Raw genomic sequence first — 12,419 nt, 5'->3', positions numbered from 1 at the left:
TTATGTATAAAGCTTATATAGAGATACCAAAAGGAGATGGTCGAAGACGTCATATGAAATATGACAAGAGTGGTTTAATCGATTTGGGGCCTATTAAGGATGTGATTCCGGTTAATGAGGGAATAATGCCGGTTCACTATGGTTTTATAAAAGATACTGTAAATAAAGAAGAAGATAGTGAGCACGAGGAAGAACTAGATGTTTTGGTTTTTTCTAGTAGAGATCTGAAACCAGCTGACGAAGTATTAATTAAACCAATTGGTCTTATAAAGAGAGAAGATAAAGATGAAAAGATTTTGGCAGTAGAAATAGATTTTTGTGACCATAATTCTTGGTCAGACATTCCTTTAACAGAGCAAAAAATAATAAAAGATTATTTTGGTTACAAATCACCAATAGTTGAAATTGTTGATGAGGCTGAAGCTTTAACTTTAATAAAAAAGTCTCAAATTTAGTCATGTTCCGCTATATTGATATTCATTCGCACGTTAATTTCCCAGCTTTTGACGGTGACAGAGATGAGGTAATTAAAAGAGCACAGGAAGCTCAGGTGGCGATGATTAATGTTGGTACCGGGCTAGAAACCTCGCAATCGGCAGTAGATCTGGCCAATCAGTATGAAGCAGGGGTTTACGCTATTGTAGGCTTACATCCGACTCATAGTACGACCAATCCGGCTGATCCTGATGAAATAAAAGACCAAGTGGTTCATGAGGCTGAGATTTTTGATTATGAGATCTATAAAAAATTAGCTAGTGACCCGAAAGTCGTAGCGATTGGTGAGTGTGGTTTGGATTATTTTCGGTTGGAGGAGCAAACCAAGGCGACCCAAATACCAGTTTTCCAACAACAAATAGCTTTGGCTAATGAAATCAATAAACCTCTAATGTTACATATTAGAGAGGCCTATGGTGACGCTTTGGCTGTGCTTAGGGAGGACGCCAAAGTATTGGGTAATGTCCATTTTTTTGCTGGTACTTGGGAGGAGGGGAAACAATTTTTAGATTTAGGCTTTACCCTCTCTTTTACTGGGGTGGTGACTTTTGCTAAGCAATATGAGGAGTTGGTTAGAAACACGCCTTTAGATATGATTATGGCTGAAACCGACTGTCCGTACGTCGCTCCGGTGCCTCATCGAGGCCGAAGGAATGAACCAGTCTATGTGGTGGAAATTGTTAAAAAAATAGCTGAAATCAAAGCCTTACCAGAACAGCAGGTAGCTGAAGCTTTGGTAGCCAACGCCAGGCGCCTATTTGGCCTCTAGTTTTTTGACTTTTTGGCTTTTGTCTGGTAACATACCTCCTATCTATGAAAGAACAAGTTATTGCTGATATTGATTTAAAAGACCCAAAAACCTATGAAATAGGCTATTTGTTGAGTCCTTTGGTGCCTGAGGCTGACAAGGCTGACAAAATCACTGAGATTATTGTTAAAGAGGTGGAAGCGGTAGGTGGAACTATGGTTAGTCAAACCACTCCTCACTTACGAAAATTGGCTTACAAAATTGGTAAGACTATTAACCACAAAAAAACTTTAGTGTCAGATGCTTATTTTGGAGCGGTTAAATTTTCTGTTACGCCTGACAAAATAAATACCGTTAAAAAACAAGTAGAAAAAAGTGATCTAATTATTCGTATTTTGGTTATCGACGCTCCAGTTCAAACAGAAAGAATTGTTGTTCCACGAGCTGAGGTTAAAAATGAAGAAGTGATCGCTGAAGAAGGGGTGATAGAAGAAGATAAGGGTTTGGTTGATAATGAAAAAATCGACCAAGAGATCGAAGAACTACTCGTTGCTTAAATATGTATCTTAATAAAGCGATAATCATTGGTAATCTTACTCGCGATCCAGAACAGCGAGCTTTGCCAAGTGGGGTATCAGTCACTAGTTTTGCGGTAGCCACTTCTCGAGTGTGGAAGGATAAGAATGGAGCCAAGCAAGAAGATACTCAATACCACAATGTCGTCGCTTTTGGTCCTCAAGCCAATGTGGCCGGACAATATCTCAAGAAGGGAAGTTCAGTGATGGTAGAAGGCAGAATGCAGACCCGCAGTTGGGATGCCCAAGATGGTTCTAAAAAGTATCGAACTGAAATAGTGGTGGAGAAGATTCAATTAGGACCAAGACGAGAGGGGCAAGCGACTGGCTTTGCTGGTGAGACAGCCAAGACCGATGGTCCAGCCCCAGCTCCTCAGTTGGATACTATTGAATATCCAGAGGAAGAGATTAATCCTGACGATATTCCTTTTTAATCTAGACGAAATATTATAAACGTGATAGTAATAATGTAAATATGAAGCAATGCCATTTCTGCAGTAATAATATTAAGGAGGTAGATTACAAAGAGGTTGATGCCCTCAAGCTCTTTCTTGATCCTCATGCTCGAATCGTTAAGCACCGTCGAACAGCGACTTGTTCTCGTCATCAAAGACGACTAACGACTGCTATTAAGCGAGCTCGTTTTATGGGTCTATTGCCTTTCTTGGCTAGTTAAAAAATTTAGATAATATAAAGATAACAAAAAATCCGGCGCCTGGCCGGATTTTTTGTTAGGATTTTAGTTTATTCTTTCGACGTATTCTCCACTGTCGGTATTAATACGGATTGTATCGCCTTCATTGACGAACATGGGCACGTTGAGAGTAGCTCCTGTTTCCAAGGTAACTTGTTTGCTACCACCTTGGACAGTATTACCTTTAACAGCCGGGGAGGCTTCAGTGACTTTCAGTTCCACTTTTACTGGAATCTTCATTCCGATCGGCTGTTCTTCAAAGGTTAATAACTCTACCTCAGAATTGGTTTTTACGTATTTAATTGTCTCACCCAAAACACTAGCTTCAACTTGGTAGCGATTACTAGGATTGCTTGGTTCGCAGAACCAGTACTCACCGCGGTTGAAATATAGATATTTAGCTTTTTTAGTGGTCAACTCAGCTTCAGGTACTTTATCGGAGACGTGGAAAGAATGTTCTACGACTTTACCAGTAATCAAATTCTTAAGTTTAGTAGCGTTAACTGGCTTTCGTTGTTGTTTGCGGAAGACGTGAGAATCGAGAACTTCATAAGGCCCACCTTCGTGAATGATGTACTTTCGGGGCTTTATTTCATTGTATTCGAGCATAGCCATACGGGAGTATTGTAACTTAATTCTGTAAAAAAGCCAGTCGCTCGACTTGGGCTATTTGGAAGCTTAAGCAAGGGTTTCTTTACCCCAAGCTTCATTAATTTTCTTCACCAACTCGTTCTTTAATTTAGGGTCGGCTTTGACAAAAGTGCGAGCCGCGTCGTAACCTCGTCCGAGTTTGACCTCATCCTTACCTTCGGGGGTGTAGCTATAAGACGCACCAGCTTTTTTAACGATGCCATATTTTTCACCCAAAGCTAGCACTTCACCTTCTGGGGAGATTCCTTCATTATAAAGAACATCGAATTCTGCTTGTTTGAAAGGGGCAGCGACCTTGTTCTTGACCACTTTGACTCTTACTCGACCGCCAACAACATCTTCACCTTTCTTGATTTGAGCGATGCGGCGGATATCTAGACGAACAGAGGAATAAAACTTTAGAGCCTTACCTCCAGGGGTAGTTTCTGGATTACCAAACATTACTCCGATTTGCATTCGAATTTGGTTGATAAAGATAACAACAGTCTTAGATCGAGCGACAATGGCAGTCATTTTACGGAGAGCTTGAGACATTAGACGAGCCTGTTTACCCATGTGTTGAGCACCAACATCACCCTCAATCTCATCTTTAGGGGTGAGAGCGGCTACAGAGTCAATAACGATAACATCGATACTACCCGAGCGGATCAAACTTTCACAGATCTCCAAGGCTTGTTCACCATAATCTGGTTGGGAGACTAGAAGGTCATTAATCTTTACGCCAATTTTTTTTGAATACTCAGGATCGAGAGCGTGTTCAGCGTCAATAAAAGCACACACACCGCCGTGTTTTTGAGCCTCAGCGATGATGTGAAGGGCGAGGGTAGTCTTACCTGACGATTCTGGGCCATAGATCTCGATGATCCGACCGCGAGGCACACCACCAATACCGAGGGCTAAATCTAAACCTAGAGAGCCGGTTGGAATAGCATTAACTCCCACTTTTGGTTTTTCTCCAAGTTTAATAATAGATTCGTCACCAAAACGAGATTGAATCGCTTTAATAGCATCATCAACACCGGTGTTGGTTTCTTTGGGGGCAGATTGTTTTTTCTTGATCATAATTTAGGCTAATTGGTTCATAAATGGGCGACCGGAATATTGTGACTAGTTTTGCGATTGAAAATATCAGTCGCTTCTAGGTTGAGTGTACTATAGCCTTTAGGGAGGAGCAACGATTCCTTAAAGTTACCTAGGTCATCGGTATATATTTGTTTGCCGTCTAGGTAGAGTTTGGCTATGCGCAAAGCTTGGCCTTTGATTTGGATGAGATTGTCTGTGGTGGAGTAGCCAATGGTAGGTGAGTGGATGATGATTTCTGGACCGCGAATCACATCAATGGTCTTAGAGTAGGCATAACCAGTAATAAAAACCATGATTAGGGCCAACGAAATCATTTTTAAGATAGTGACTTGTCTCATGTTTATTATTATAGAACTTCTTCTTCACTTGAGCGACCACCACCGTACACTTCACGGGCTTTAGCGCCTTCACCGGGTCCAATCACGCCTCGTTCTTCCAGCATGTCCAACAGTCTAGCGGCTCGAGCGTAACCCACTTTTAGTTTACGTTGTAAATAAGAAGCTGAAGCCTTACCAGCCTCCACCACTGCTTCTCGAGCTACTTCATAAAGCTCATCATCGTCACCGTTGTCGTTGTCTAGAGAAGTAGAAAAGAGGGAGTTACCGTTTTCTTCTGGTCCACCTAAGTTTATCTCATTTGGAATAGCATCAGAATATTTATCAACCAGATATTTAACCACCCCTTTTACCTCAGTCTCAGAGATAAAGGCTGATTGAACCCGAATCGGTTTGGACATTTCCCCAGACATATAAAGCATATCTCCAGCACCTAATAGTTTCTCAGCTCCAGGCATATCAATAATAGTACGAGAGTCGATTTGGGAAGCCACTTGGAGAGCGATTCGAGATGGAATATTGGCTTTGATTAAACCAGTGATTACTTCGACTGATGGTCTTTGGGTTGATAGAACCAAGTGAATACCGACCGCTCGAGACATTTGAGCTAGACGAACGATAGCCGCTTCCAGTTCTCGAGGATAGGTCGACATAATATCTGCCAATTCATCAATCAAAATGACAATATAAGGCATTTGTTCCATCGCTTCCTCGTCATCTTTACCACTAGCTTTGGCGGTGGCTGGGGCGAGGATGTTGTTGTGATAAGACTGAATATCACGAACAGCGTGTGATTCCAAAATATCATAGCGGCGATCCATTTCTTTGGCGGCCCAGCGGAGAGCGGCAATAGCTTTTTTGGGGTCTGTAATAACTGGGGTTAAGAGATGGGGAATCTTGTTGTAGAGAGTGAGTTCGACTCGTTTAGGGTCGATCATGATAAAGCGCATCAATTCTGGTGGGTTGCGATAGAGTAGAGAAACAATCAAAGTGTGGATAGTGACAGATTTACCGGAGCCAGTCGTACCAGCGATTAGTAGGTGAGGGGATTTAGCGACGTTAGCGAAGTTTGGTATACCAGATATACCTCGACCAAGAGAAACAAGTAAAGGATGGGCTGAATCAGTAAATTCTTTGGCGCCCAACAAGGTGCCTAGACCAACGGTGGTTTTCACTGTGTTTGGTATTTCTATTCCAACAAGTGATTTGCCAGGGATCGGAGCCTCGATTCGAAGTGGGTGAGCCGCTAAAGCCAAAGATAAATCATTTTGTAAGCCGACAATTCGAGACAGCTTGATACCTTCGGCGGGTTTGAGAGCGTAGCGAGTAACTGACGGGCCGATAGAGATTTCGTCCATCTCGACATTAATACCAAAGTTGGCCAGAGTTCTTTTAATAATATTAGCATTAGCTTTAATATCGCCCGCCCCTGGTTTACCGCTATCTTTTTCTAGGAGTGATAATGGTGGTGGAGTAAAAGAGCCGCTAGTACCTTTTTTAGTAAAACCAACCAAAGAGCCGAGTAACCCCATTTCGTTGGGGGTTTCAGTTTTGGTGGCCACCGGTTTAACTGGTCTGTTGGGAGTGTTTTCTTCTTCCTCATCAGTGTCTGGTTGGCCGACAATATTCGGTTCAATATCTTCGGTCTCAGACGCCAATTCTTTTTGTTTAAATAGACGACTGAAAATGCCCCAACCGAGAGTGATTTTGGTTTCGAACATAATCAAGACTGAGATGATGATCAGGGCGACTAGGAAAACTAAACTAGAGTAGATATCAAATAATTTTAGGAAAGGGGTGGCGATGAGATTGCCGACGACCCCGCCTGCTTCAGGGTCCACGATAATACTAGTAATACCGAGAGATGAACAGAAAAGTAGTAAGCCACCAATCAAACGATGAGCCATAAAGTTAGGTTTGGATAGTTGGAGGAAAGAGATGGCTAAGACTAGAAAAACAGTCGGTGCTAGTAGATAGCCAGCCCCGAATAAATAGTCCAGTACTTGGTAAGTATATTGTCCAGCTAGACCGGCTTTGGTAAACCAAGAGAGAATAAAAAAGAGGGCTAAAGTAAAAAAAACAATAGCCATAATACCGTAACGAGTTTCGGCCTGTAGGCGGGGGCTGACTAGTTCTTCGTCCCCGTGGTCCTTTTTATTTTTGGTAGTTTTTTTACGCGCCATTGAAGGGGTGGTTTGTGATGCCTAATTATTATATCAAGATAATGATCGCAAAAGAAGGCTTGATTGAGCCATATAAACAAAACGTCCTTTAAAGGCATTGGACAAAACTTTATGTCTAATATATAATAAAGGACACATTAGGAGTGTCTTTTATCTGGTTTAAGAGACAATTTATCTAAAAGACAGAATACTTATGGACAACACAAAGGACAACCAAACTAACCTGACTTTGAAGGATAATACCGCCTTTGGTTTTGTTGTCTTAAAAACAGAAAGACTAACTTCGGCGTTGTATTTGGTGACCTCGCTTTTATCGGACAGCGAGCCGTTGAAGTGGAAGTTACGCGAATCAGCTTTAGGTATTTTGTCTGATATTAAAAAAGTGGAAACAGAGCACATGGCTGATTACGGTCAGGACTTTGTCTTTTATAAAAACATTGATGTTGATACTTTAGTCAAATCTATTAACGATCTAAATACCCTTGTATCGGTTGCGGTCTCGGCTGGAACTGTTTCCACCATGAATTTAGTTTTACTTAGAGAGGAATACCAAAAATTGGCTGATAATATTAATGCTTCGGTTCGTGAATCGATGCGCCTGTTTATGTTGTCGGGTTATGATCGACAACCTGGTTATTCTAGTTTGCCAACCCAAAATCAGGTGACTGATAGAGCTTATTTAGGGACAGTTTCTAACGCCAAAAATTTACCTCAAGGTCAGTCTTTTTCCAAAGAATTAAAAACCGGAAATATTAAAGACAAAACTTCAGACCGACAGGCGACTGATAAGTTAGAAGTTGAATCTGGTTTAAAAAATGATAGACACGATAAGATTGTTTCTTTTCTAAAAGACAAAGGTTGGTTATCCATAAAGGACATAGCCACAGTAGTTCCGGAATGTAGTATGAAAACCATCCAACGTGACTTGTCTTTGATGGTAGAAAAAGGACTACTTAGAAAAAAGGGGGATAGACGGTGGAGTCGCTATACGCTTGTCTCTTAAAAATAATTATTTTCATGTGTTCAAGTCTAGGGCAAAGGGAGACGTTTTCGTTGACTATTTGACCATTTTAGGTTAAACTAGAGCCTGAGAACTGGTGGAAAATAAACAACCTCCAGAGATCGTCAGAGTCAAAATACTGTTACTTATCCACATTATTAAGCCCATCAATTTGGTGGGTGAGGCTGGACAATAGTATAATAATCTTTGACGTTGTAATCTGGTCGCTAGTTGTCCGGCTGACTGAACTTTGAAAATTAAATAAGGTTAAAAATAAATTCCGTCACGATCTATCTGTCTGCCGATCAGATTTCTTCCCTTTTGTTTATTAACCCTTGGCTGTCAAAACGCACCATTAATATAATGCGGAGTAGGTAGTTCAAGGTTAATAAAAATCGAAATCAAACTGCACTATGTCAAACCGTCGAAAGTTGAGATGGTGCGTACTTTGGGATTTGAGATTGGAAACAATCAGTAAAGTCTTGAAGTATAAAAAGGTTGATTAGTTAATTAAAATTATTAGTTCACATATTATTTATTTATGAGTATGAAAAAAATCTCTGCTTTGGCAGTTGCCGCTTTCATGCTTGTTGCTGTAGCAGTTCCTGCTAGTGCTCAAACAGTTGATGTTGATGCACTTAAGGCCCAAATTGCTCAGTTAACAGCAATGATTGCTCAGCTACAAGGTGGTACAACCACTACTGGTACATCTACTGGTGGTTACCAATTTACTAGTAATTTGACTATCGGTTCTACTGGTGCTGATGTAACTGAACTTCAAAAAGTTTTGGTTGCTAAGGGTTACTTGGTTATGCCTGCTGGTGTTGCTTATGGCAACTTTGGTCCTTTGACCCAAGCAGCTGTTGCTAAGTGGCAAGCTGCTGCTGGTATTTCTCCAGCAGCTGGTTACGTGGGTCCTATCTCACGAACCGCGCTTAACGCTATGGCTGGTACTCCTGGTACTCCAGCAACTCCTGGTACTCCAGCAACTACTGGTCCTTTGACTGGTTCATTCGGAACTCTTTCAGATGTTGATGAACTTGGTTCTTACAACAGTGAAGAGGTAGGTGATGGTGAAGAGGGTGTTAAAGTATTAGGAGCTGATGTAGAGGCTTCTAACGACGGTGATATTTCTATCACTGCTGTTAAAGTAAGTTTTGATTCAACTGGTACATCTGGTTCAGATAATCTTGATGATTATATTGATTCAGTTTCTATTTGGTTGGGTTCTACTAAAATCGGCTCAGCTGATGTAGATGACTTCACTGAAAATGGAAGTGTTTACTCAAAAACTATTTCTGTTTCCAATGCTGTAATCAAGGCTGACAAAACAGCTCAATTGTTCATTTCAGTTGATGCTGCTAATAACCTAGATTCTGGTGATATTGGAGGTGATTCTTGGACAGTTGATATTGACAGTATTCGCTTCGTTGATGGTTCTGGTGTTTCAACTACAGACACTTCAACTGGTGATATTGACGGTATGGATGTGTCTATTGATTTCGTTAGTTTCTCAAGTTCAGCTGATACTGAACTTAAGATCTCTACTGACTCAGACAGTCCAGAAGCTGGTATCGTTGAAGTTGATGATTCATCAAATACTGATAACGTTACTTTGCTTAAGGGTAAGCTAAAGCTTGAAGGTACTTCAGATGCAACTCTTGATGAGTTCCCTGTAACTTTCACAGCTACTGCTAACGGTGGTTCTGCTAACGGTGTTGATGACATTGCTGGTTCAGTAACACTTAAGATTGATGGTAAGGAATACACTGAAACCATGAGTGTAACTGCCGCTCTTGCTGGTACTGTAACTTTCGACAACCTTGATCTAGCTTTAGATGCTGGTGATACTGTTGAATTCGAAGTATTAGCTGATGTTAACGATGTTGACGGCTCAATCTTCGTAAACGGTGCTACTTTGAAGGCTGATGTTACTACAAGTAACCGTAACTTGATGGATGTTGAAAACGAAGAAGGTGATCAACTTTCTGACTCTTCAGAGAAATCAGGTACTGCTACTGGTGAAGCTCAAGAATTACGAACCAGTGGTATTAGTTTGACATTGGTTAGTGTTACTCCTAAACCTGTAGCCGATAACGCTGTAGCGAATAACGACTCTGGTGATTTCGTCATCAAGTTTAAGGTAACTGCAAGTGGTGATACTATTTACGTATCATCACTGTCAGATAAACAACTTACTGGTGTTACAGCTGGTTACACTACTGTTAACGTTGATCGAAATGGTACTGCCACTGTTGGTGGTGTATCAACTCGTATTATTAACGTGGACACTGTAGAGCCTACAGTAACTTCAGCTGGTACTTGGACAATTGAAGATGGTGAAAGTGCAACATTTGAGTTGACTACAACCGTTTCATTGCCAGCAGCTGGTTCTAGTGGCAACTTCCAAGTTAAATTGGGAGGTGTTAGTTGGACAACTGATGAGACTGACGCTACTCCAAACAACGCTTACACTTCAAACCTTAACTCATTTAAGGTTAACGCAACTCTTAACTAATTATAGTAGAGTTCGTTACTTTGTAATTGTTGTAAAACAACAAAAAACCGCCCGATTGGGCGGTTTTTTGTTGTTTTACAAACAGTGGTTTATAATAAAACATATGCTAATAAACAAAGAAAAGTCCTCGTATTTAGTGGTTATAGAATATTTAATCTATTTGTTTTTTGGGTCTTTTCCATTTATCTTGTACGGTTCTTTTTTATACTCTGGGTCAACCACTAGATCTGTTAATTTAGTAATTTTTTCAATACTGCTTAGTTTGGTTTTTTTGGGTTTTATTTTTTCAAGCAAAAGAAAGCTGGTTATAGCTAAATCACCCATCTTTTTATCTTTAACCTTGTATCTGGGATCTGTTTGTTTATCGGGTTTTTTGGGTTTAAGTTTATCTAACTCATTTTGGTCGGTGATTACTCGAATGACTGGGCTTTGGTATTTTATCAGTCTAGGTATTGTTTTGGTTTTAATGAGTCTTGTTATAGTTAATGATCGGTCTAAACATGACCGGCTTATTTTAATTATTTGTTTATCAACTAGTTTCTACTCCATCTTGTCAGTATTAGGTCCAGAGGGTCTAGGTTTATTGTTCAAATCTAATCCAAACGACGGTTTTACTTTTGGTAACTCCAGTTTCGCGGCGATGTATCTTTTTGCTACTTTTATGTTGTCTGTTTATTTTGTAGCTAAAGAAAAAGTTAAGAAATGGTGGCTGTATCTACTACCAGTTAGTTTACTGGTAAATCCTTATATTATAAGTAGCAAAATTTGGCGAGGCGATTTTTCTGACGGTATAATTGGCGAAGCCCGAGCGACCACCTACGTTGTTATCCTATCCCTGGTTAGTTTAATTTTTGTTTGGTTGCTAGCTAAAATTAAAGATCATAAATTAAGATCAATATTAAGTTATACTTTGGCTGGGGGTGTGTTTATTGGGATAGTATTTCTTATTTTCTCTCTGCTGTCTTCTGGGGGGTTGGTCCGTAATTTTTACTTGAGTCAATCCTCTGCGGCTAGACCTTTGGTGTGGTCAGTTTCTGAGCAAGCCATCTCCCAAAGGCCTTATCTAGGTTTTGGTCAGGATAATTTTGAAAGAGTGTTTGAGGTTAACTATGATAATCGGTTACTACAGAATGAATATGGAGGGGAGGCCTGGTTTGATCGGGCCCACAATATCTTTATTGATCAATTGGTGGACAATGGTCTGGTGGGCTTGAGCCTCTATTTATTGGTCTACATAGTCTCTCTACTATCTTTGATCTATGTGGCTCTAAACGCCTCAGAGCAAGAGGATAAATTATTGGCAGTGATTTTGGCTGTTTACTTTCCGCTACATTTATTAGAACTACAAACCGCTTTTGACACTTCGATCTCCTATCCAATCCTAGGTTTTATGTTTGTGTCCGCTGCGGTACTGTTCCACAGAAATTGGTCTTACCAAAATAAAGAAATACAGTTTGGACTAGTGGGTCAGTACTTATCTGCTGGAGTGGTCACCATTCTTACTATTTTTTCTTTAATTTACGGGTTGTATCCTTTTCTAAACTCACAGGTGGCTAATGGGCAGTTGAGGATGGTGGGTGATACAGACAAAAGAATTCCACTTTACCCAGCTTTGTTTGGATCGAAAATTGATAAACAAGCTATTTTATGGAGAACGATGACTGATTTCCAGAGAGGGGTGGCTGAAAATCCTAAGGTTTTAGAAAACCCTAAAAAAGTAGAAAGTATCAGACAGGAGTTGTTGATCATCAAGGATGAGTATAGAGAGTACTTAAAAAATAATCCGGATAATTTTAGAGCCCATTTAGGTTTGGCTGATGTTTTAATTTACTCGATGTTATTTGGTGATAACAATCTAGTCGAGGCCCAGCAGGTTCTAGATAAAGCGATAGAACTAGTTCCCCAAAGTCCCCAACCTTACTGGATGAAAGCCGTCGCTTATGTTTATATGAGAAAGTTTGATTTGGCTAGAGAGTTTTCTAGTCGTGGTTTGGCGCTTAATCCTAAAATTAAACAGAGTCAGGAGGTGGTCGCTTACGTAGAAAAATCTATTAAAACTTTTCCAGACCTGGACTTATTCTTTTTTAGACAAATATAAACTTTACCAAAGCCTTTATTATTTAAACTAGGTATGCTT

The 12,419-nt window shown here is 40.3% G+C and carries 13 protein-coding genes; 8 read left to right on the top strand and 5 right to left on the bottom strand.

The window, feature by feature from the left end; all coding sequences use genetic code 11:
- Nucleotides 1-2 precede the first annotated feature (2 nt).
- The 5 genes from K8Q91_00195 to rpsR are packed head-to-tail and all read left to right on the top strand — an operon-like array spanning nucleotide 3 to nucleotide 2,494.
- Complete coding sequence (locus K8Q91_00195) at nucleotides 3-455, top strand: inorganic diphosphatase (protein ID MCE9628415.1); 453 nt, start codon at nucleotides 3-5, stop codon at nucleotides 453-455.
- 2 nt (nucleotides 456-457) lie between these two features.
- Nucleotides 458-1,264, top strand: coding sequence for a TatD family hydrolase (locus K8Q91_00190; GenBank protein MCE9628414.1), 807 nt, complete (start codon nucleotides 458-460; stop codon nucleotides 1,262-1,264).
- A gap of 44 nt (nucleotides 1,265-1,308) precedes the next feature.
- Entirely contained in the window at nucleotides 1,309-1,800 is a 492-nt protein-coding gene (locus K8Q91_00185; protein ID MCE9628413.1) for a 30S ribosomal protein S6, read from the top strand.
- Between the two features lie 2 nt (nucleotides 1,801-1,802).
- The gene (gene ssb, locus K8Q91_00180) at nucleotides 1,803-2,252 is read left to right on the top strand and encodes a single-stranded DNA-binding protein (protein ID MCE9628412.1); all 450 of its coding nucleotides are present in this window, start codon (nucleotides 1,803-1,805) and stop codon (nucleotides 2,250-2,252) included.
- 41 nt (nucleotides 2,253-2,293) lie between these two features.
- A complete protein-coding gene (gene rpsR, locus K8Q91_00175; protein MCE9628411.1) occupies nucleotides 2,294-2,494 on the top strand; it encodes a 30S ribosomal protein S18 in 201 nt (66 codons plus the stop codon).
- Nucleotides 2,495-2,557: 63 nt separating this feature from the next.
- On the opposite strand, the gene K8Q91_00170 is transcribed toward rpsR, so the two are convergent.
- The 4 genes from K8Q91_00170 to K8Q91_00155 form a co-directional block, all read right to left on the bottom strand.
- Nucleotides 2,558-3,127 (bottom strand): elongation factor P, encoded by a 570-nt coding sequence (locus K8Q91_00170; protein ID MCE9628410.1) that lies wholly within the window; start codon nucleotides 3,125-3,127, stop codon nucleotides 2,558-2,560.
- Nucleotides 3,128-3,190: 63 nt separating this feature from the next.
- The gene (gene recA, locus K8Q91_00165) at nucleotides 3,191-4,225 is read right to left on the bottom strand and encodes a recombinase RecA (GenBank protein ID MCE9628409.1); all 1,035 of its coding nucleotides are present in this window, start codon (nucleotides 4,223-4,225) and stop codon (nucleotides 3,191-3,193) included.
- A gap of 17 nt (nucleotides 4,226-4,242) precedes the next feature.
- Nucleotides 4,243-4,584 (bottom strand): hypothetical protein, encoded by a 342-nt coding sequence (locus K8Q91_00160; GenBank protein MCE9628408.1) that lies wholly within the window; start codon nucleotides 4,582-4,584, stop codon nucleotides 4,243-4,245.
- 8 nt (nucleotides 4,585-4,592) lie between these two features.
- Complete coding sequence (locus K8Q91_00155) at nucleotides 4,593-6,764, bottom strand: DNA translocase FtsK (GenBank protein ID MCE9628407.1); 2,172 nt, start codon at nucleotides 6,762-6,764, stop codon at nucleotides 4,593-4,595.
- 193 nt (nucleotides 6,765-6,957) lie between these two features.
- Here K8Q91_00155 and K8Q91_00150 point away from each other — a divergent pair, with 193 nt between their 5' ends.
- Both K8Q91_00150 and K8Q91_00145 read left to right on the top strand, forming a co-directional pair.
- Complete coding sequence (locus K8Q91_00150) at nucleotides 6,958-7,767, top strand: DeoR family transcriptional regulator (protein MCE9628406.1); 810 nt, start codon at nucleotides 6,958-6,960, stop codon at nucleotides 7,765-7,767.
- 544 nt (nucleotides 7,768-8,311) lie between these two features.
- Complete coding sequence (locus tag K8Q91_00145) at nucleotides 8,312-10,282, top strand: peptidoglycan-binding protein (protein ID MCE9628405.1); 1,971 nt, start codon at nucleotides 8,312-8,314, stop codon at nucleotides 10,280-10,282.
- Nucleotides 10,283-10,438: 156 nt separating this feature from the next.
- Here the strand turns inward: K8Q91_00145 and K8Q91_00140 are convergent, their stop codons facing one another.
- Nucleotides 10,439-10,606, bottom strand: a complete 168-nt coding sequence (locus tag K8Q91_00140; protein MCE9628404.1) for a hypothetical protein — start codon at nucleotides 10,604-10,606, stop codon at nucleotides 10,439-10,441.
- A gap of 94 nt (nucleotides 10,607-10,700) precedes the next feature.
- On the opposite strand from K8Q91_00140, the gene K8Q91_00135 reads away from it, so the two are divergent.
- Nucleotides 10,701-12,380: an O-antigen ligase family protein gene (locus tag K8Q91_00135; protein MCE9628403.1), complete on the top strand. Its 1,680-nt coding sequence runs from the start codon at nucleotides 10,701-10,703 to the stop codon at nucleotides 12,378-12,380.
- Nucleotides 12,381-12,419 lie beyond the last annotated feature (39 nt).

It is taken from the genome of Candidatus Vogelbacteria bacterium, assembly GCA_021414225.1.
Taxonomy (GTDB): Bacteria; Patescibacteriota; Minisyncoccia; order Phycocordibacterales; family XYD1-FULL-46-19; genus JAIOOX01.
Note: the sequence above shows the minus strand (reverse complement) of the source record. Positions and strands in the feature narration are given on the sequence as shown.